Source organism: Anthropogastromicrobium aceti, from assembly GCF_020687335.1.
Classification (GTDB): domain Bacteria; phylum Bacillota; class Clostridia; order Lachnospirales; family Lachnospiraceae; genus Anthropogastromicrobium; species Anthropogastromicrobium aceti.
Genome location: NZ_JAJEQN010000014.1, coordinates 39,962 through 61,851, shown reverse-complemented (window position 1 = coordinate 61,851; position 21,890 = coordinate 39,962). Strand labels below are relative to the sequence as shown.

Here is a 21,890-nt window from a genome sequence, read left to right as displayed (position 1 = left end):
TGTGCCATATATGGAGCTTTTACATTTTTGGCTATGGCGTTAGAAAAAAATGAATTTTTTGTGGCGGCAGGATATGTACTTCTTGTGGCAGCAGTAGTGATGGGGCTGTACTTTTATAAGAAAGATCAAAGCTTAGTGTCGTTTCGATTTCTGCTTTCTATTTTTTGGACAGCAGGAGAAGGGCTTGGCGTTATGCAGCTAAGTCATCTGCAGTCTTCATGGACTAGTCAGGCATGGCTTTCATTTAGTGGCTTTTATCTTTTATTTCTGGCAGGATATGAAGGAATAGAAGCATGGCTTTCAAGACGGGCGATTACATTAAAAAACAAAGGTCAGGCACCAAAAAAAGAAGTCACAAAAGAGCAGTTTCAAAATCGCCTATTTCGCTGTATTCGCATTGTATCACTTGTAACATTTGCAACATTTGTTCTTGAAGCTGTCATTTTAGGATATGTGCCGCTTTTTTCAACTGAGACACACGCATATGATCATTTTCATATTTCAGGTGTACATTATTTTACAGTCAGCTGTATGTTTACGCATTCACTGACCTTGATTTATTTGTTAATGTATACGGAAAAGAAAAAAGACAGACAGCCGCTTGGAAAAGGAAAATTGATTCAGCTGATTGTATATAATGCGCTGTCAGCCTCAATTCCGATTTTGAGTGTTTCCAAGTTTCAATTTGTTCTGACACTTGCGCTTCCAATTTTTATTTTTCTTCTGATGCGTCCAAATGTAAATAAGAAGAAGTTGTTTGCTATGCTTGGTGTAGTTGCAGCAGTTGTAATTGCAGCAGCAGTTTTTATGACAATCAGAAGAAATTATGAGCCAGGCTATTTAAATAGCATTTTTCAGATGAAGAATGAGAATATGCCGCTTTTCTTGCAGTATGCGTATATGTATATTGCAAATAATTACTCGAATTTTAATTGCCTGACACAGGCCTTGCAGCAGGGCTTAGTAGAGCATACCTTTGGATTAAAACAGCTGTTTCCAGTGTTTGCGCTTACAGGACTGAAATTTGTTTTTCCAGCGTTAGTTGCCTTTGAGATGCCTGTTACTATTAAAGAACTTAATACGCTGACATTAATTTACGATGCGTACTATGATTTTGGTTTAATAGGCGTTCTTTTATTTGGTTTGATTCTTGGTGCTGTCTGCGCAGCGCTCACACAAAAAATCAGAAAAAGCCGTAATCCGATTTTGTATTTGTTTTACGCGCAGCTTGCGCTATATTTAACATTGTCATTTTTCTCGTCGTGGTTTACCGTGCCAACCACATGGTTTTGGTTTACACTGACGGGGGCACTCTATTTATATGTAAAAAAGTAGATTTACAAAAAAGTTAGATTGTGGTATCCTAAATAGGATTGCCGATAAAAGGCCGTATAACGGCGGAAATGTGGGTAGATATGCAAGAAAAGAAAACAGTAGATGTAATCATTCCGGTGAGCTATCCGGATGAAAAGCTTCAAAAGATTTTAGACCGGCTGGAAAAACAGACCCATCCGGTAGAACGCATTATTGTGATCAACACAGATGAATCGGGTTTTCCAAAGAATCTTCGCTGGCCAGCCAATATGGAAGTTTATCATATTGCGCCGGAAGAATTTGATCATGGTGCGACAAGAGATATGGCAGCAAGAAAATCAACTGCTGATTTGATGCTGTTTATGACACAGGATGCAGTCCCGGCTGATACTCATTTGGTAGAGTATTTAGCAAAAGCGTTTGACGATCCGCTTGTAGCAGCAGCATATGCCAGACAGCTTGCCAAAAAGACAGACTCAGCAATTGAACGCTTTACCAGAAATTTTAATTACCCGGCAGAAAGCAGGGTAAAGACACAGGCAGATATTCAGGCACTTGGAATTAAAACTTATTTTTGTTCAAATTCATGTGCAATGTACCGCAAAAGTACGTATGAGGAATTAGGTGGATTTTTGCCGGAGGCAATATTTAATGAAGATATGGTCTTTGCGTCCACAGCTATCAATGCGGGCTACTCTGTGGCTTATGTGGCGGAGGCGAGAGTGATTCACTCACACAATTATACGGGATTTCAGCAGTTTCAAAGAAATTTCGATAATGGTGTTTCACATGCAGATAATCAGGAGACATTTCACAATGTGGAGACACTTGGTGAGGGCAAACGCCTTGTGTTCGATACCGCACGCTATCTGATTCGTCATCATGAGTTTGGACAACTGTTTCGCCTTGTATATATTTCAGGCTGCAAGGTTGTGGGCTACAAGCTTGGAGAAAAATATTATAAGCTGCCAAAGAAGCTGATTAGTTTCTGCACAATGAATAAAAAATATTGGCAGGAATAAAAATCTCATAAACAAAAAATAGGAGGAAAAGATAAAATGGGAAAAATTAAAGTAACAGGCTGTGATATTGAGGGATTATATGTAATCGAGCCTACCGTATTTAAGGATGAGAGAGGTTATTTTGTAGAGACTTATAATTATAATGATTTTGCTGAGGCTGGATTAGATATGAAGTTTGTTCAGGATAATCAGTCTATGTCCGTAAAGGGTGTATTGCGTGGACTTCACTTCCAGAAGCAGTATCCACAGGGTAAGCTCGTTCGTGCAATTCGCGGTGGTGTGTTTGATGTAGCTGTCGATCTGCGTGCTAATTCAAAGACATACGGAAAGTGGTTTGGTGTTGAGCTGACTGCTGAAAATAAGAAGATGTTCTATATTCCAGAAGGCTTTGCGCATGGATTTGTAGTATTGACTGATGAGGCTGAGTTTGCTTATAAGTGTACTGATTTTTATCATCCAGGCGATGAGGGCGGTGTGCTTTGGAGTGATCCTGAGATCGGAATTGACTGGCCGATTCCAGAGGGTGTAGAGCCGATTCTTTCTGAGAAGGATAAGAAGTGGTTGGGATTAAAGGATACCTTCCATTTTGAATAAAAAAGGTGATAGCAGGATAAAGAAAGAATATGAATAATAAAAAATATGATTTAAAAAAGGTCAGTAAAGTAGCAGTTGCGACATTATTTCTTTTATTTTTGCTTGTGGATTTTTTAGCATGGCCTCAGATTGGATCAAGCACATCAGGAATTGTTACAGCTTTTGTGTTTGAGGTCGCAGTTTTGTTAGCGCTTGCATTATATGGTGTGCACATGGTTAACAGAGAAAAGAAGGGCTTAACTACAGCGGGAGGCTCCTTTATTCAGACACTTGCAAAGTATGAGTTCTTGATGGAGCAGCTGATCTCAAGAGATTTTAAAATTAAGTACAAGAGATCAGTGCTTGGTGTATTTTGGAGCTTTTTAAATCCGCTTTTGATGATGACCGTACAGTATGTTGTATTCAGTAAGCTGCTTGGCGTGCGTGATGCAGGTGTTCAGCACTATGCAATTTACCTGCTTTGCGGTATTGTAATCTTCAATGGATTTAATGATTGCTGTAATCAGGCAATGCGTGCAATTATCAGCAATGCATCTTTGATTACAAAGGTTTATGTTCCAAAATATATTTATCCGGTTACAAAGGTTCTGTCTGCAAGCATCAACATGGTGCTTTCAATGGTTCCGCTTCTTCTGGTTACGATTTTCTATGGTCTGTTTAATGGTTTGTATATTCGCTGGTCAATTCTTTTGCTGCCGCTTGCACTTATTTTTGTGATTTCTTTTGCAGTTGGCATGGGATTTCTGCTTTCAAGCCTCATGGTATTTTTCCATGATGTTGAGTTTTTGTGGGGAGTTATTTCTACCATGTGGATGTATGCAACACCGATCATCTACAGTACAGGTATGCTGGAAAGAAGTGGTGCAGGATGGCTGGCTAAGGTGATGCAGTTTAATCCTCTGTATCATTATGTAACGTTTGTACGTACTATTATTATTGATGGATGTTCTCCTGCAATCAGCGAGTATTTTATCTGTGCGATTTGTTCACTTGTCATGATTATAATCGGCGGCACAGTATTTAAAAAGACGCAGGATCAGTTTGTACTGTATATCTAAGTTTATAAAGATCATTACAATTCGAAGGCTTTTGAAAGCTTTTGAAGGTTTTTGCAGGTTATGGAAAGGCATAGTTAATAAAAATGGCAGATGAAAATAGCAGCATAATCCGCGTCGAAAATGTGTCTATGCGTTTTCGCATGGCAAACGACAGGGTTACGAGTATTAAGGAGATGGTGACAAAGATGCTTAAGCGCCAGGTGGAATATAAGGATTTTTGGGCGCTTAAGAATGTGTCATTTGATGTAAAAAGAGGCGAGGTAATCGGTTTAATAGGCCGAAACGGAGCTGGAAAAAGTACAATTTTAAAGATCATTTCCGGAATTTTAAAACCAACAGAAGGAAGCGTTTATCGCGGAGGTGGTATTGTGCCGATGCTTGAGCTTGGCTCCGGCTTTGACTACGATTTGACCGGAAAGGAAAATATTTATTTAAACGGTGCGGTTTTAGGATATTCAAAGGAATTTCTTGAATCACGCTATAACGACATATTGGAATTTTCAGAACTCGGTGAGTTTATCAATACACCGATTCGAAATTATTCATCAGGTATGCTGATGCGTCTGGCTTTTTCAATCGCAACGGTTGTCAACCCTGAAATTTTGATCGTTGATGAAATCCTTTCTGTTGGCGATGAAAATTTCCAGAAAAAGAGCCACGCACGTATGATGGAATTGATGGCGGGAGGAACTACAGTTTTATATGTATCACACAATCTGGACCAGATTCGTGAAATGTGCAACCGTGTTGTATGGCTTGAAAACCATACGGTGAAGATGTTTGGCGATGTTAAGGAAGTGTGTGACGCCTACAGACTGTAACAAAAACAGATGCAAAGCTTCGGGCAGAAAGGATTGGTATGAGAAGTTCGTTAGATTCAGTTGTATATCTGAATGGAAAAGTGACTTGTGCTGGATGGGCGGCACCAGAAATGGCAGGAGACGAGGTGTGTCTTACCATTCGCAAGGAGGATGGAAGCATCCTTGATGCTCAGGTAAGCCGCGTAAAACGTGCCGATGTAGGACAGGTCATTTATCAGGATGCGTCCTTTGACAAATATGGTCTTACATTTTCATTTGAGCCGGGTGAAATGACAAATTGCTACGCGGTATTTACAAGTAAGGAACATCCAGAGGATGTATTAGAGCAGCTTATTGACTGTCCAGGTCTTTTGGCTGCTTATCGCTATCAGCATGGCATTAAGGGTCGTATTCGCCGACTGCAGCGTGCCAAAAGCATTAAAGATTTCTGTCTCGAGGAAAAATATATGGATCTTGAACCAGAGGAAAAAAAATACGCAATCTGGTACGAGAAGCAGTATCCAGGGTTTGCTAAGCGCCTGAAAGAAAAGACTACTCACTTTGCACTTCATCCGAAGTTTTCAATTATTGTTCCGCTGTATCATACACCGCTAGATTTTTTAGATGATATGATTCAAAGTGTACAAAAGCAGACTTACGAAAATTGGGAGCTGTGCCTTGCAAATGGAAGCCCAGAGGATGAAGAACTTGATGCGCAGGTGCGTAAATATATGAGCAAAGAGCCACGAATCAAGTACCGTAAATTGGAAAAAAATTTGGGAATTGCAGGAAATACAAATGAGGCACTGGCGCTTGCGACAGGCAGCTATACAGCACTTCTTGATCATGATGATTTTCTGTCACCGAATGCTTTATTTGAATTTGTAAAAGCAATAAACGAAAATGGTGATGCTGATTGTATATACAGTGATGAGGATAAGGTAGATCAGGAAGGAAAGCTTCATTATTTTCCTCATTTTAAGTCAGATTATAATCCAGATCTTCTTCACACAAACAATTATATCTGTCACTTTTTTGCAGTGAAGACATCTATTATAAAAAAGGTCGGCGGTTTCCGCCCGAATTTTGATGGTGCGCAGGATTTTGATCTGGTGCTTCGCTGTATTGATGAGAGTAAGAGTGTTGTTCATGTTCCAAAGATTCTCTATAGCTGGCGCTGCCATAAAGGTTCCACTTCTGCAAATACAGACAGTAAATCATATGCATTTGAGGCTGGAAAGCGTGCACTGCAGGAATATTATGATCGTCATGGAATTGAGGCGAAGGTTGACAATACATTTTTACCAGGGTATTATAAGACAACGTATCTGTATACAGAGCGTCCTCTTGTGACAATTGTGATTCCTAATAAAGACCATACAGAGGATCTTGATCGCTGTGTGAGATCACTTCTTGCCACAAAAGAATATACAAATTTTGAGATTCTTATTATCGAAAATAATAGTGAGGATCAGGCAACTTTTGACTATTATGAAAAGTTAAAGAAACAGGATGAGCGCATACGTGTAGAAACCTGGAAGATGGATGATGCACGTCATTCTGAGAAGCATGGCTTTAATTATGCAGCAATTCAAAATTTTGCAGCTAAAAAAGCTAATGGAGAATATCTTCTTTTATTAAATAACGATACACAGGTAATTGATCCAGATTTTCTTGTAAGCATGGTTGGCTATGCAAGAAGATCAGATGTAGGTGCTGTAGGTGCAAAGCTGTTATATGAGGATGATACAGTCCAGCATGCTGGTGTTATAGTTGGTGTTGAGGGAGTGGCATTCCATCAGTTTTTGGAATACCCAGAGTATGATCCAGGCTATATGGGACGAGCTTCATTTTCACAGGATCTTTCTGCAGTAACCGGAGCATGTCTTCTTATTCGTAAGAAGGTGTATGAAGAAGTTGGTGGTATGGACGAGCATCTTGCAGTATCCTACAATGATGTGGATCTGTGTCTTAAGCTTCGCGAGGCAGGATATCTTGTTGTGTATGATGCATTTGCACATCTGTATCATTATGAGTCACGTTCAAGAGGATATGAGGATTCACCGCAGAAGCAGGTAAGACTGGCAAGAGAAGCAGAATATATGAAAAATAAGTGGAAGCATGTAATGGGCACTGATCCTTATTACAATAGAAATCTTTCACTGAAAAACGGTTATTACAAGCTGCCATAAGGCAGGATGGTATCAAACGCGAAAGGAAAAGCAATGGAATATTGTTTTGATTCGATATTTGTAAAAAACGGAAAAATATTTGCAACTGGTTGGGCTGTGTCATCTGTTACGGAGAATGAGATAGAAATTACAGTTACCGATGAGAAAAAGACACCAGTTGATGTAATCGTTACATGGGCAGCAAGACCAGATGTAGGTCTTGCTAAATATGGCGATCCAAAGGCAGGCCATGTTGGAATCTTTCTTGAGATTCCATTTCATGGTCAGCATCTGGTAACAGTTTATTTTAAGGAAAAGAATGCACAGGGAAATGTTATTTCTGAGCAGAGCCTTCCATTAAACCCAGCATTGATTGCAGCAAGAAAGTTTTTAAAGGAAAGCAAGGCACAGTACGTAAGTACAAAGAAAAGCCTGATTTGGCTAAAAAAGAAGCTGACAGGAAATGAGTATGCGGATTACGATACATGGCTTCGTATTATGCGTGTCAGCAGACAGGAGCTTTTTGCACAGCGTAAAACAAAATTTTCGTATGCACCGAAGTTCTCTGTTGTTGTTCCGCTTTATCATACTCCGGCAAAATTTTTAAAGGATTTGGTGCGTTCTATGATGTACCAAAGCTATGCAAACTGGGAGCTGTGTCTTGTAAATGCATCTCCAGAGGATGTACATCTGACATCACTATTAGAAAACTGGGCAATGAGAGATAAGCGTATCAGGGTGATTCGTCTTGAAAAAAATCTTGGAATTGCACAAAACACAAATGCTGGTATTGCCGCATCAACAGGTGAGTTTATTGCTTTTTTGGATCATGATGACTTTTTGGAGCCAGATGCACTATTTTGCTACGCAGATGCACTAAATAAAGACAAGACGATTGATGTATTCTACAGTGATGAGGATAAGACAGATGAGTATGCAGCTCATTATTTTTATCCGCATTTCAAGTCTGATTTTAATATCGATTTGCTCCATGCAAATAATTATATGTGTCATTTTCTTGCAGTGAGAAAATCACTTGTAGACACTGTAGGAGGACTGAACGAGAAATTTGATGGCGCACAGGATTATGATTTTGTGCTTCGTCTGACGGAGAACACCAAAAAAATCTATCACTGTCCGCGCATTTTGTATCATTGGCGCTGCTCAAATCAGTCAACCGCAGCAAATCAGGGAAACAAGATGTATGCAATTCATGCAGGAAAGGCAGCATTAAATGCGCATTATAAGCGTATTGGATGGAACGCACGTGCACAGGAAGGTGCTGTTGATGGCTGGTATCAGACAAAGTTTACATTAAAAGAAGAACCGCTTGTATCTATCCTGATTCCTAATAAGGACCACACAGACGATTTAGATGTATGCCTAAATTCATTTTTTGAGCGTGCTGACTATCAAAATTATGAGTTTATTATCATTGAAAATAATAGTGTATTGCCGGAGACTTTTGCTTACTATGAAAAGATTGAAAAGGAGCATGACAACGTAAAGGTTGTGTATTGGGAAGCTGGCTTTAATTACTCTGCAATCAACAACTTTGGCTTTAAGTTTGCAAAGGGTGATTATATCATGCTGCTGAATAATGATGTTGAGCTTATAACACCAGATATTTTCCAGAGCATGTTGGGCTTTTGCATGCGTCCTGAGGTTGGTATTGTTGGTGCAAAACTGTTATACAATGATCATACCGTCCAGCATGCCGGTGTTTTGGTAGGCGCTGGCGGACTGGCAGATCATGTCTTTAAGGGTATTCATGAGGATGATCCAGGTTACATGGGAAGAGCTATTTCTTCACAGGATGTGTCAGCAGTTACAGCAGCATGTCTTCTTGTAAAAAGATCAGTATATGAGGAAGTAGGCGGACTTGAAGATGAGTTCCAGGTTGCGTTTAATGATGTTGATTTTTGTCTGAAGGTAAGAAAAGCTGGTTATCTTATTGTATATGATGCCGATGTAAAACTTTTCCACTATGAGTCAAAATCAAGAGGTATGGAAGATACGACAGAGCGTTTCATTCGTTTTGGAAACGAGATGATGCTTTTAAATTCAAAGTGGGATATTTTGTCAACTTTTGTTGATCCATATTATAACCCGAATTTGTCTTATCTGGAGTATTACAAAATTAACCATACTATAAAAGAAGCGCGTAAGCAGCAGCTGATTGCGCGAGGAGAATATTCAGCATCAAAAAAATAATTGTGGAAAGGCATGGGTAGCAGAATGGAAAAGAAAGTAACGATTGTCATTCCGAACTATAATGGAAAGCGTTTTTTAGATGATTGCCTTTCTTCATTGGAGCGTCAGACAAGCAAGGATTTTGAGACGCTTGTGATTGACAATGCATCGCAGGATGACAGTGTTTCTTATATAAGAGAACATTATCCGTGGGTAAAGATTGCAGTAATGAGACACAATCTTGGCTTTTCCGGAGGTGTCAATGTGGGAATTGGCATGTGCACGACACCATATGTACTGTTGTTAAATAACGATACACGTTCCTTCCCGAAGATGGTAGAGGAACTGATAAAGACAATGGAATCAGCTGATGATATTTTTTCTGTAAGCTGCAAGATGATTCAGTTTCATGACCATGAAAAGATGGATGATGCTGGTGATCTTTACACTTGTCTTGGCTGGGCATTTCAGCGAGGTGTGGGTCAGCCAGTTGGTGACTATCGTGAGCCGGCTGAAGTTTTTTCAGCTTGTGCAGGTGCTGCTATGTACCGAAGAGAACTGTTTGCAAAGGTAGGATTATTTGATGAACTGCATTTTGCGTATTTAGAGGATCTAGATCTTGGCTATAGGGCGAAGATTCAGGGATATCGAAATGTATATTGTCCGACAGCAAAGGTATACCATGTGGGCAGTGGAACAAGCGGTTCTAAATATAATAGTTTCAAGGTAAAGCTTTCTGCACGAAATTCAGTGTATGTCAACTATAAGAATATGCCGCTGCCACAGCTTATTTTAAATGCACCGGCATTGGTAGCAGGATATTTTGTAAAATGGTGTTTCTTTATGAAGATCGGCTTTGGAAAGGATTATGTCGATGGATTAAAGGAAGGAATCTCAACTAGAAAAAAATGTAAAAAGGTATTTTTTAGAGGAAGAGATATACGAAATTATTGGCAGATACAAAAGGAACTGTGGGAAAATACAATTACGTATATTATAGAGCTGGCAAAGCGAAAGCTATAAGCAGAATAGTTACGTTTTTCTTACAATTTCAAAATACAGGAAATTTGGGGTTGTACTTTTGGCAATTTTCAAGTATGATAGGTACGGCTTTTGACAGTTTTTCTTTATCAAAGGCTTACATGCTGCTTAAAAAGCAGTTCCTGAAAGGGTTTTTATGAATACAGGAAAACAACAAACCTATACGGCAGTAAGTGTTGTGATTGATGCAATTGTGCTGACCGTATCTTACGTGATCAGTTATCTGATCCAGTTTGCACTTCAAAATAATCTGGCGCCATTTGACAGCCGTAATTACTGGCCGCCGCTTATGATTATTGTTATAAGCTATCTGATGCTGTATGCGTTCTTCCATATATATGGTTCGTTTCGCATGACAGGAAGAAGAAAAGAGGCAGTTTTAATCGGCAAAGTAAATATTATTGGCGCATTGATTTTATTTGCCGTATTCTTTGTGATTTCAAACACAGAGGGCTACAACTGGATTGTTGGCTTTTCGCGAATGATGATTTTATGGATGACCATTTTAAATACAATATTTATGGTTGTCTGGAGAAATATATTCCGATTCATCCTGATGAAGCTTGGAAACAGCCGCTTCAACCGAAAACCAGTATTGATTGTCGGTTACAGTCAGGCAGCAGAGGCTTATATTGAACGTGTTATGACGCATAAGCAGTGGGGATATGATATTCTAGGTATCTTAGATGATCATTTACACACAAATGAGTCAGTGAGGGGCATTTCAGTTCTTGGTCCAATAGAGTCTTTGGAGGAATATCTTTCAAAAAATATTGCAGAGAGCATCATCATTACATTGAAGCTAAAGGAATACGACCGTCTCGAGGAGATCGTTCATGTTTGTGAGAAATCAGGTGTTCACACTGAGTTTGTTCCAGATTATAACGATATCATCTCCACGAAGCCATATACGGTTGATTTTCTTGGCCTTCCGCTTATCCATATACGCCATGTACCGCTTATGGAGGCAGGAAATGCATTTATAAAGCGTGCGATGGATATTGTAGGATCGCTGCTTTGCATAGTCTTGTTTTCACCAATTATGCTGGCAGCTGCTATTGCAGTAAAGTTAAGCTCACCGGGACCGCTCATTTTTAAGCAGGAGCGTGTCGGGCTTCACAATCGTACATTCAAAATGTATAAGTTTCGTTCAATGACTGTTCAGAAGGCTTCCGAGGAGGTAAGCAAATGGACGACAAAGAACGATGTGAGAGTGACTCCGGTTGGCCGATTTATAAGGAAAACAAGTATTGATGAGCTTCCACAGCTCTTTAATGTTTTAAAGGGCGATATGAGCCTGATTGGTCCGCGTCCGGAACGACCGTTTTTTGTCGATAAGTTTAAGGAAGAGATTCCACGTTACATGATTAAGCATCAGGTTCGTCCAGGTATGACTGGATGGGCACAGGTGAATGGTCTTCGAGGAGATACATCCATTCGTAAGCGCATTGAACTTGATCTTTTCTACATTGAAAACTGGAGTGTCAGCTTTGATATCCGGATTTTATTCTTGACTGTATTTAAAGGCTTTGTCAATAAGAATGCATATTAAAAAAATAGTACCTGTATAGATGGCAGGCTACAGAAAGGCATAATAAGAAAATGGCTGAAAAACGTTCCTCAATGAAAAACAAAAGAGAGCAGCAGAGAAAAAAGGCTGCTAAGGCAAGAAGAGTCAGACGAACTCTTTTAGTAATTACAGAGTTCCTTCTTGTCTGTGCACTTTCTATTTGCTGTTATGCAGTTAGTATTCTCAACACGATGCAGCGTTCAACAATTAATCAGAAAGAAATTTACGTAGCAACGTTTGCAAATAATGGAGATAATGATCAGCAGGAGGAGGCGCAGACAGCCACGACGGAGCCGCAAAGCAAGGAACAGGAAAAAGAGTCTGAAAAATCTGGTGAGCAGGAAAGTGTGCCAGAGTCTTCATCTGCAAAGCCTGGAAGTGTGATCAATGTAAGTGAGGTTACACAGGCTACGACAGTCGATGATATTTTAAGTCATCAGGAAACAGTAAATGGTTACTGGAATATTTTATTAGTTGGTGTTGATGCAAGAGATCAGGCTAATCTTGGCGGTGGAAATGGTGTTCAGTCTGACGTTATGATGATCTGCAGCATCAATGTAAAAACAAAGGAAGTTAAGCTGGTGTCTATTTATCGTGATACACTTCTTAAGATGTATTCAAGAGATGAATTTGACCTTGCAAATTCTGAGTTTGCAAAGGGAAGCGACACTGATATGATCAGTATGATCAATATGAATCTTGATCTTCAGATTCAGGATGTTGTTGTAGTTAACTGGGCAGCACTTATTCGTGTTATTGATGCGATCGGCGGCATTTATCTTGATATCACTCCGGAAGAAGTTGAAAAGGGATATATTACAGGTTACATCACGGAGATCGAGGAGGCAACAGGTATCTGGCAGCCTCAGCTGACACAGGCAGGTTATCAGCTTTGTAATGGTGTATATGCAGTTGCATATTGTCGTAACCGTTATACGACAGGTATGGATATGGGAAGAACAAGCCGTCAGCGCGAAGTAATCGATAAGATGCTTCAGCAGGCAAAGGTAGCGTCACCATCAGCACTTCTTACAGCAGTGCGCTATGCGTGTCCAAATATCAATACAACGCTGTCGAATGATGAATTGTTTGCTCTGGCAGCAGATGTAAACAGCTATAGTATTACTGATACAGAAGGATTCCCGTATACGTATGATCTGACACTTGGAACGCTTGGTGTCTTTGGCGTAAAGGATTCATTAGTCTGCACTGATCTGGCAGGAGATGTAAAGAAGCTTCACACATATTTGTTTGGCGATGATGGATATGAACCATCCCAGACAGTAAAAGACATTAGCTATACCATTCAGAAAGCATTTGGAGTCGGACAGTAAATACAGAAACGATATAAAGTTAAAAAGCCTTGTATATCACAAATATGTGGTATATGGGGCTTTTTTTCACGAATGCTTAAAGAAAAGTACACAATTTAAACACAGATCACTGATAGTATATAGACATAACAAAGAAACAAAGCCAAGCTAAATGCAAGGCTTATTATATAGGAGGTTCTACTATGATGTATCCAGAAACCAATTTTAATTATGACAACAATAATGAAAATAAAGGAAATAGAAAGCAGAGAAGACAAAATAAGTCAAGAAGAAATCTGCACAAGGCAGCAGCAGTTCTTGCAGGTGTTGCAGTTATTGGCGGAAGCTTCTGGGGCGGATCACTTCTGACACAGAACACAGAAAATACCGTTCAGGCAGCATCCACAATGAATCTTTCAAAGGATGAGACAACACCTGATATTGTGGCATCTTCCCTTACTGATTATTCAGATCTGGCTGCACAGTGCCTGCCGCAGGTTGTTTCTGTAACAAATGTAATTGAAGTTACCAGTACATCAAACGGTGGTTCTGATCTTTTTAATTTCTTCTATGGAAATGGTCAGAATCAGAACCAGACATCAACACAGGAGTCTGAGGCATATGGTTCAGGTGTAATTATCGGAAAGACAGAGGATGAGCTTCTGATGGTTACAAATAATCATGTTGCTGTATATGACAAAACAGGCAACACAATGTATTACAGCTATACAGCTTCCACCAAGGAAAGAAAAGTTACATTTGTTGATGGAACTGAGGTAGAGGCAAACTTAAAGGGTGCCGATTCTGATGCAGATATCGCAGTTTTGGCAGTAAAGCTGTCTGACATTCCAGAGGATACCTTAAATGCAATTTCTGTTGCTACTATTGACAATTCTGATGATGTTAAGGTTGGTCAGGGTGTCATGGCAATCGGAAATGCACTTGGTCTTGGTCAGACTACCACATTTGGTCATGTAAGTGCACTTAACAAGGACGTAACTACATCTGATGATAATGTAACAAGAAGTATGATGCAGATTGATGCGGCTATCAATGCTGGTAACAGCGGCGGCGGACTGTTTGATGCAAACGGTCATCTGATTGGAATTAACTCTGCAAAGAGCTCAGGTGAAGGCGTAGAGGGCATGGGATATGCAATTCCGATTTCTTCCGTAGAGGATCTGATCAACAACATGATGAACCAGAAGACAAAGGTTCAGGTAGACGAGGATCAGAGAGGATATCTTGGCATTCAGGGTGTTGACGTACCTACTGAGTATGTACAGAGATTTGGTATGCCAGAAGGCGCAATGGTAACGAAGATCACAGAGGGAAGCCCGGCATCTGATGCGGGACTGCAGCTGAATGATATCATTACCGCAGTTGATGGACAGAAGGTATCTAGTTTTGAAACACTTAGATCTGCACTTTCTTACTACGCAGCAGGTGAGAGTGTTACAATCACAGTCCAAAGACCAAACGGCAACCAGTATACAGAGACTCAGATTACTGTAACACTGGCAGATCGTTCAACTATTACTGATACGACTGAGGCAGATACAGAGGAGGGTTCTTCCGAAGCAGAGACTCAAGAACCTCAGGTTCAGATGCAGAAGGCACAGTAAATTTGATTTTACATTGGCACATCAGCTTAGAAGGCTGGTGTGCCTTTTTGTATGTGTCCCGATATCTAGGCAAATGGTTCGAGTGCAATGCATTAGAAACTTGAATGTGACATAAAAATAGGTAAGACATAAAGAAAGAGTCTGGTATGTCCAAACAGTCAAAAATATACAAAACACAAGTAAATAAAATGCGGAGTATAGTAGTGCTCTTGTCCATAGCAGTACTTATTTCCTGTGGCTTTTATGTATTGGCAGCAGGAGAGTCTGAGCAAATCGTCTGGCAGAGGGATGAAAAAAAGGTTGCTATTACATTTGATGATGGCCCGGATGCTAAGACAACAGCGTTATTGCTTGATGGGCTTAAGGCAAGAAAAGTACGTGCCACCTTTTTTGTGATTGGTGAGAAGGCAGAGCAAAATCCAGAGTTGATTTGCCGTATGAGTGAGGAAGGTCACTTAATTGGAAATCATACATATAGTCATGTTCAGCTGAATATGTTAAGCAGCAGTCAGGCATGTTCACAGGTAAAGGCAGCAAATGATGTAATTAAGGAGATTACAGGGCAGGAAGTTATTTACTTAAGACCACCGTATGGAGAATGGGATCATAAAAAAGATTGTCCGCAAAATATGATTGCAGTTTACTGGGATGTTGATCCGCTTGACTGGAAGCGCACAGATACGAAACAGATCGCAGCAGATATTTTGCGTCAGGTTAAGCCGGGGGATATTATTTTATTACATGATATTTATAAGACAAGTGTGCAGGCTGCCTTTATTGTGATTGATGAATTGCAGCGTCAGGGATATGAATTTGTTACTGTTGAGGAATTGCTGTTTGCATAGTTGTTTTTTGCTGCTAAACGTGCTAAGATTGGATACAGTTCACAAAGAAACTTGCAAAGTGATTTGCCAGTCTCCACCGTGAATAGTAAGAGATGGACAGGACAATGAGTATGGATTTATTTGATTATATGAGAGAAACTCAGCAAAAGGAATCACCGCTTGCGTCGCGTATGCGTCCAAAAACACTTGATGAAGTTGTTGGTCAAAAGCATATCATCGGGAAGAATACGATGCTGTACCGCGCAATTAAGGCAGATAAGCTTAGCTCCGTTATTTTTTATGGTCCGCCAGGAACAGGAAAGACAACGCTTGCGATGGTGATCGCCAATACGACAAGCTCTGAGTTTACACAGCTTAATGCAACTGTAGCCGGAAAAAAAGATATGGAGGACGTAGTAAAGCGTGCAAAAGACCTTCAGGGAATGTACGGACGCAGGACTATTCTTTTTATTGATGAGATTCATCGTTTTAATAAAGGACAGCAGGATTATCTGCTTCCATTTGTAGAGGATGGAACAATCATTTTGATTGGCGCAACGACAGAAAACCCATATTTTGAGGTAAATCCAGCTCTGATTTCCAGATCCATTATTTTTGAGCTGCACAATTTGGAAAAGGAAGACATCAAAGAGCTGATTAAGCGTGCCGTGAGCGATCCTGTGCGTGGTATGGGAAGCTATCATGCTATGCTTGATGATGATGCCGCTGAATTTTTAAGTGATGCTGCAAACGGTGATGCACGCGCCGCATTAAATGGCATTGAGCTTGCAGTGCTGACGACGGATCGCTCTGACGATGGAATGATTCATATCACACTTGATACGGCGCAGGAATGTATTCAAAAGCGTGCTGTGCGTTACGATAAGAGCGGCGATAATCATTATGATACGATCAGTGCATTTATTAAAAGTATGCGTGGCTCTGATCCTGATGCCGCAGTTTATTATCTGGCGCGCATGCTATATGCAGGTGAAGATATCCGCTTTATAGCACGTCGTATCATGATTTGTGCATCGGAGGATGTGGGAAATGCTGATCCTCAGGCACTTGTCGTAGCAGTTGCGGCTTCTCAGGCCATTGAGCGTATTGGTATGCCAGAAGCGCAGATTATATTGTCACATGCTGCTACTTATGTGGCATGTGCACCAAAGAGCAATGCTGCGTATATGGCAATTTCAGAGGCGATGAATTATGTACAGAATCATAAGACACCGCCAGTGCCGTCACATTTGCAGGATACACACTATAAGAGTGCAGGAAAGCTTGGTCATGGAGATGGATATAAGTATGCGCACGATTATAAAAACCATTATGTGAAACAGCAGTATCTGCCTGATACCATGGAAAATGAGCATTTTTATCGCCCATCTGAGAATGGATATGAAAGAACGATTGTGCAGCATCTAACACGGCTTCATGCAGAGGCTGAAGACAAAAATAATAAGTAATAATCGGCTAAATTGACCGATTGTAATAATGAGAACGGACAGACGCAAAGGAAAAAGGAGAAAAAATGGACAGCAAACGAATTACCGCGTTGCGGGCAATCATGAAGAGAGAGGGAATTGATTATTACTACATTCCAACAGCAGATTTTCATGAGTCTGAATATGTGGTAGAGTACTTCAAGGCAAGAAAGTTTATAACTGGCTTTACCGGCTCTGCAGGTGTAGCAGTTATTGGACAGGAAGAAGCATGGCTTTGGACAGACGGACGCTACTTTATTCAGGCGGCAGCCCAGATTGAAGGATCAGGCTTTGGCCTTATGAAGATGGGACAGGAAGGTGTTCCGACTGTTATGCAGTATTTAGGTGAAAAGCTGCAGGAAGGACAGTGCATCGGTTTTGACGCAAGAGTAGTCAACACAAATGATGCAAAGGAGTTTGCAAAGATCGCAGCAAAGAAGCATGGAAGTCTTAAGACTGACAATGATCTTTTAGATGAGGTGTGGACAGATCGACCGGCACTTGTTCATCAGCCAGCCGATGTCTTAAAGGACGAATTTAATGGTGAAGCAACTGCTTCTAAGCTTGCACGTGTCCGTGAGCAGATGGAAAAGGAAGCGGCACAGTATCACATCATAAGTACACTTGATGATATTGCATGGATCTTAAATGTTAGAGGAAATGACATTCCGCACGTTCCTGTTGTGCTTTCTTTCCTTGTAATCGGAAAAGAAGATGCAATGTGGTTTGTTGAGGAGAATGCATTAAGTGATGCAATTAAAGAGATGGCAGCAGAGTGTGGCATTATCATTCGCCCATATGAGGAAGTTTATACATATGCAGCGACTATTCCTGAGCACAGCACTGTTCTTCTTGATAAGAGAAAGGTTAATTTTAGAATCACAAATGCACTGCCTGAGACAGTTCATATTGTAAGTAAGGCAAATCCATCTCAGCTGATGAAAGCTATCAAGAACGAGATTGAGCTTGAAAATACAAGAAAGGCTCATCTTCTTGACGGTATTGCCGTAACTAAGTTTATGTATTGGTTAAAGAAGAATGTCGGAAAGATTCCGATGGATGAGGTTAGTGTATCAGACTATCTGCAAAGTCTTCGTGAGCAGATGGAAGGATATCGTGATATCAGCTTTGATACAATTGCAGGTTATAATGCAAATGCAGCAATGATGCATTATAAGGCAGAGCCGGATACGGCAGCAAAGCTAGAGCCACAGGGTATGCTTTTAGTTGATTCAGGCGGTCATTATGACACTGGAACAACAGATATTACAAGAACATTCGTGTTAGGACCAATTTCTGATATCCAGAAAAAGCACTTCACCATGGTAGTTAAGAGTAACCTGAATCTGGCAAATGTGAAATTTCTTTACGGCTGCAGCGGCATCAGTCTTGACGTAATCTGCCGTGAGCCAATCTGGAAGGAGAATCTTGACTATCAGTGTGGAACAGGTCATGGCGTAGGCTATCTGTTAAACGTTCATGAGGGACCAAACAGCTTCCGCTGGCAGTATCGTCCAGGCTTTGACAATCCATTTGAGGCTGGTATGATAACAACAGATGAGCCAGGTATCTATTTACAGGATCAGTACGGAATCCGCACTGAGAATGAGCTTATCTGCTTTAAGGGTGAGAAGAACCAGTACGGTCAGTTTATGGGCTTTGAAAACATTACATACGTTCCCATTGATCTAGATGGAATCGACAAGCAGTATTTAAATGCAGAGGATGTAAAGCAGCTCAACGACTATCATAAGATGGTTTATGAGAAGATTTCTCCATACATGACACCAGAGGAGAATGAGTGGCTGAAGGAATATACAAGAGAAATTTAAGGGCTGCTTGCTTTCTAATCTATAAAGTTTACATAAATTTTGCTGTGATGTTAAAGCTCCCACGTAAATAAGTAGCCGCCGAGATTATCTTCGGATACGGTTACATGTTTCCAGCCGGATGGCGCGTCGATGACCCTGCCATTCTGGTGGGAAATTAGATAAGAACCATACTGATAAAAGGAACCTGGTTTCAACAAGTCAATATACTCTTCGAGAGTCAGATATTCGTCCATGATGATCTGGGAATGGGGAAGGCCGACATAGCGCAGATGCCACGGTTCGTAGGGGATGCCAGTTTGCTTTTCTCCGTAGGACGGATAGCGGACGATAAAACCATAATCCCGGCAGTTGGTATCAACAAAACGTCCGGCTGCCGATTTTGTAAAAGCCCATCCGCCGAACTGTGGGACATAAAGATCGAGCGCAAGACCTGCCTGATGTTCGCTTGCGCCGACTTCAGCGGCAACCGCGCTGTTTTCCTCTGTTTTCTCTTCTTGTTCTTTGGCGGTACGGTATGCTTCCCGCACATAAAGTGGAACGTCAAACTGCTCTCGCACGGTGGCAGACATGGCTGCATAAGCGTCCTGAATGCAGGAATTCATCTGTACATCCGTATCTTTATAGGAAGAGATTTCTGGCTGAAAAGAATCGGAAAGCGGATATGTGTCATTGATCAGCATCAATGCCTGATTCTTTGTGCAGTTTGGATCAGAAAGAAGATCATCAAGCTGTATGGTGTATGTGGAGACGGAAACGGTCTGCGGGAGACTTTGTTGATGAAACGTGGCAGCGAGATCATTCCGAAACTGGAAGAGAAGATTTTGGTGACTTAAAAAGAATAAAATACTGAAGCCGAGAACCAGAATAAGGAGAATCGGCAGCAGAATGAAAAGGATGCGTCTGGGACGGCGCGTCTTTTTTTTCGATATAGTTGTAGTAGTCATATGATATTGTTCCTTTCTGAAAAGTGTAAGATGCGACCAGTATAGCAGACAGAAACAGGAAAAAAAAGGGGAGAGCCAAAAACTTATAGAAATCTTAAAAAAAGAGTTGTTACTGTTCATAGATAAGCCAATATTGCGGCAAGCCCGAAGGTGAATGGATTTCACGAGCCGGACACTTGAAGCAGGTCTTTCAAAGTAATGTATAATAAGAAAGAACATAAAAGGAGCCTGCGGAGTTTGGTCCGGCGACGAAACCATTGCACCGTAGGGCTTTTGTAACATAGCACCGTGAACAGTAACGAAATCTTAGTAGGTCTCTTTTTGTTGTATAGTAGAGTGTTGACGCGGTAAAGAAAGTCTGATATACTTGTGAGCAACGGCGGTTAGCCGTCTAACATAGCAAAAAAGGCTGCTTCTGCAGCAGAATGTGAGGAGAAGGATGGGAGTATTATACTATAGCACCAGAGGAGACAAGCAGGCATATACAGCATCACAGGCAATTCTGCAGGGATTGGCAAAGGACGGTGGATTGTTCGTTCCGGACGCACTTCCAAAGCTCGATAAGACAATGGAAGAACTTTCAGCCATGGATTATAAGGAAGTGGCTTACGAAGTTATGAAGCAGTTTTTGACAGATTATACAAAAGAGGAATTAAAGACTTGTATCAAAAATGCCTATAATGATCGCTTTGACACACCGGCAATTGCACCGACTGTAAAGAAGGCAGGCGCATATTATCTTGAGCTGTTCCACGGTCCGACAATTGCATTTAAGGATATGGCGCTTTCAATCCTTCCTCATTTAATGGTAACGGCAGCAAAGAAGAACAATTGTGATAAAGAAATTGTTATTTTGACTGCAACTTCCGGTGATACCGGAAAGGCTGCTATGGCAGGCTTTGCAGATGTACCAGGCACCAGAATTGTTGTATTCTATCCAAAGGGCGGTGTCAGCGCTGTTCAGGAAAAGCAGATGGTAACACAGAAGGGAAAGAATGTAAAGGTAGTTGGCATTCACGGAAACTTCGATGATGCACAGAGCCGTGTAAAGGCACTGTTTGGTGATAAGGAACTCGAAAAAGAGCTTGCAGAAGGCGGCTTTCAGTTCTCGTCTGCAAACTCCATCAATATTGGCCGTCTTGTTCCGCAGGTTGCTTATTATGCATATGCTTATGCAAATCTTCTTCGTGATGGTGAGTTAAAGGATGGCGAGCTGTTAAATGTAGTTGTTCCGACTGGAAACTTTGGAAATATCTTAGCTGCCTACTATGCAAAGAACATGGGTGTGCCGATTGGAAAATTGATCTGTGCATCAAACGATAACAAGGTTTTATTTGACTTCTTTAGAAGCGGAAGCTATGACAGAAACAGAGAGTTTATTTTAACAACATCTCCATCTATGGATATTTTAATTTCAAGCAACTTAGAGAGATTGATTTATCGTATTGCAGGTGATGACTCAGCTGTAAATGCAGAGCTTATGGCATCATTGTCTAAGAACGGAAAATATACCATCACAGAGGAAATGGCAGAGAGACTTGGAGATTTCTATGGAAACTATGCAAATGAGGACGAGACTGCAGCACAGATCAAGAGCGTATATGAGAGTGACGGCTATGTGATGGATACCCATACTGCAGTAGCCTCTGCCGTATATGAAAAGTATAAGGCTGAGACAGGAGATACAACAAAGACATTGATCGCCTCCACCGCAAGCCCATATAAGTTTGCCAGAAGCGTTATGTCTGCAATTGATAGCAAGTATGAAAACGGCGAGGATTTTGCTTTGATTGACGAGCTTTGCCGCATTTCTGGTGTAAAGATTCCAGCCGCAGTAGAAGAGATTCGCAGCGCAGCCGTTCTTCACAATACTGTTGTAGACAGAGATGAGATGAAGCAGACCGTGCTTGAGTTTCTTGGACTGTAATATCTATGATACCAGGGTCAAAAGGTCAGAAAGCCGATGCAAGCTTGCTTGCAAGAGGTTTTTTGAACTCTTGACTCGCCAAAAATATGAGTAAGTAGCCATTTTTCAAAGAAAAATGAGCGGATTACGAATGTTTTTGAAGATTGCGAGAGTGCAAAGCACGTAGCAATCTGGT

General features: G+C 40.9%; 16 protein-coding genes. 15 read left to right on the top strand and 1 reads right to left on the bottom strand.

What is annotated here, in order from left to right:
* The first annotated feature begins 33 nt into the window (after positions 1-33).
* The 14 genes from LKD48_RS07255 to LKD48_RS07190 all read left to right on the top strand — a co-directional run bounded on the left by LKD48_RS07255 (position 34) and on the right by LKD48_RS07190 (position 18,844).
* Positions 34-1,335: an O-antigen polymerase gene (locus LKD48_RS07255; RefSeq protein ID WP_308731612.1), complete on the top strand. Its 1,302-nt coding sequence runs from the start codon at positions 34-36 to the stop codon at positions 1,333-1,335.
* An 80-nt stretch (positions 1,336-1,415) separates the two neighbouring features.
* Complete coding sequence (locus LKD48_RS07250; RefSeq protein ID WP_308731601.1) at positions 1,416-2,336, top strand: glycosyltransferase family 2 protein; 921 nt, start codon at positions 1,416-1,418, stop codon at positions 2,334-2,336.
* A gap of 36 nt (positions 2,337-2,372) precedes the next feature.
* Positions 2,373-2,930: a dTDP-4-dehydrorhamnose 3,5-epimerase gene (gene rfbC / locus LKD48_RS07245; RefSeq protein ID WP_066562413.1), complete on the top strand. Its 558-nt coding sequence runs from the start codon at positions 2,373-2,375 to the stop codon at positions 2,928-2,930.
* 29 nt (positions 2,931-2,959) lie between these two features.
* On the top strand, positions 2,960-3,988 hold the full coding sequence (locus tag LKD48_RS07240) for an ABC transporter permease (RefSeq protein WP_118612070.1): 1,029 nt from the start codon (positions 2,960-2,962) through the stop codon (positions 3,986-3,988).
* A gap of 83 nt (positions 3,989-4,071) precedes the next feature.
* Entirely contained in the window at positions 4,072-4,809 is a 738-nt protein-coding gene (locus LKD48_RS07235; RefSeq protein WP_308731600.1) for an ABC transporter ATP-binding protein, read from the top strand.
* Between the two features lie 38 nt (positions 4,810-4,847).
* Complete coding sequence (locus LKD48_RS07230; protein WP_308731599.1) at positions 4,848-6,980, top strand: glycosyltransferase family 2 protein; 2,133 nt, start codon at positions 4,848-4,850, stop codon at positions 6,978-6,980.
* A gap of 33 nt (positions 6,981-7,013) precedes the next feature.
* Positions 7,014-9,173 (top strand): glycosyltransferase family 2 protein, encoded by a 2,160-nt coding sequence (locus tag LKD48_RS07225; RefSeq protein ID WP_308731598.1) that lies wholly within the window; start codon positions 7,014-7,016, stop codon positions 9,171-9,173.
* Between the two features lie 24 nt (positions 9,174-9,197).
* A complete protein-coding gene (locus LKD48_RS07220) occupies positions 9,198-10,175 on the top strand; it encodes a glycosyltransferase family 2 protein (protein ID WP_118612074.1) in 978 nt (325 codons plus the stop codon).
* 154 nt (positions 10,176-10,329) lie between these two features.
* Positions 10,330-11,745, top strand: a complete 1,416-nt coding sequence (locus tag LKD48_RS07215; protein WP_118612075.1) for an undecaprenyl-phosphate glucose phosphotransferase — start codon at positions 10,330-10,332, stop codon at positions 11,743-11,745.
* Positions 11,746-11,795: 50 nt separating this feature from the next.
* A complete protein-coding gene (locus tag LKD48_RS07210) occupies positions 11,796-13,097 on the top strand; it encodes an LCP family protein (protein ID WP_118612076.1) in 1,302 nt (433 codons plus the stop codon).
* Positions 13,098-13,279: 182 nt separating this feature from the next.
* On the top strand, positions 13,280-14,701 hold the full coding sequence (locus tag LKD48_RS07205; RefSeq protein WP_331466817.1) for a S1C family serine protease: 1,422 nt from the start codon (positions 13,280-13,282) through the stop codon (positions 14,699-14,701).
* 188 nt (positions 14,702-14,889) lie between these two features.
* A complete protein-coding gene (locus LKD48_RS07200) occupies positions 14,890-15,546 on the top strand; it encodes a polysaccharide deacetylase family protein (protein ID WP_308731597.1) in 657 nt (218 codons plus the stop codon).
* Positions 15,547-15,656: 110 nt separating this feature from the next.
* On the top strand, positions 15,657-16,994 hold the full coding sequence (locus LKD48_RS07195) for a replication-associated recombination protein A (RefSeq protein ID WP_308731596.1): 1,338 nt from the start codon (positions 15,657-15,659) through the stop codon (positions 16,992-16,994).
* A 65-nt stretch (positions 16,995-17,059) separates the two neighbouring features.
* Positions 17,060-18,844, top strand: a complete 1,785-nt coding sequence (locus tag LKD48_RS07190; protein ID WP_308731595.1) for an aminopeptidase P family protein — start codon at positions 17,060-17,062, stop codon at positions 18,842-18,844.
* 50 nt (positions 18,845-18,894) lie between these two features.
* Here the strand turns inward: LKD48_RS07190 and LKD48_RS07185 are convergent, their stop codons facing one another.
* On the bottom strand, positions 18,895-19,788 hold the full coding sequence (locus LKD48_RS07185) for a M15 family metallopeptidase (RefSeq protein ID WP_308731594.1): 894 nt from the start codon (positions 19,786-19,788) through the stop codon (positions 18,895-18,897).
* Between the two features lie 439 nt (positions 19,789-20,227).
* Between LKD48_RS07185 and thrC the strand changes: the two genes are divergently transcribed.
* A complete protein-coding gene (gene thrC, locus LKD48_RS07180; RefSeq protein ID WP_118612081.1) occupies positions 20,228-21,715 on the top strand; it encodes a threonine synthase in 1,488 nt (495 codons plus the stop codon).
* Positions 21,716-21,890 lie beyond the last annotated feature (175 nt).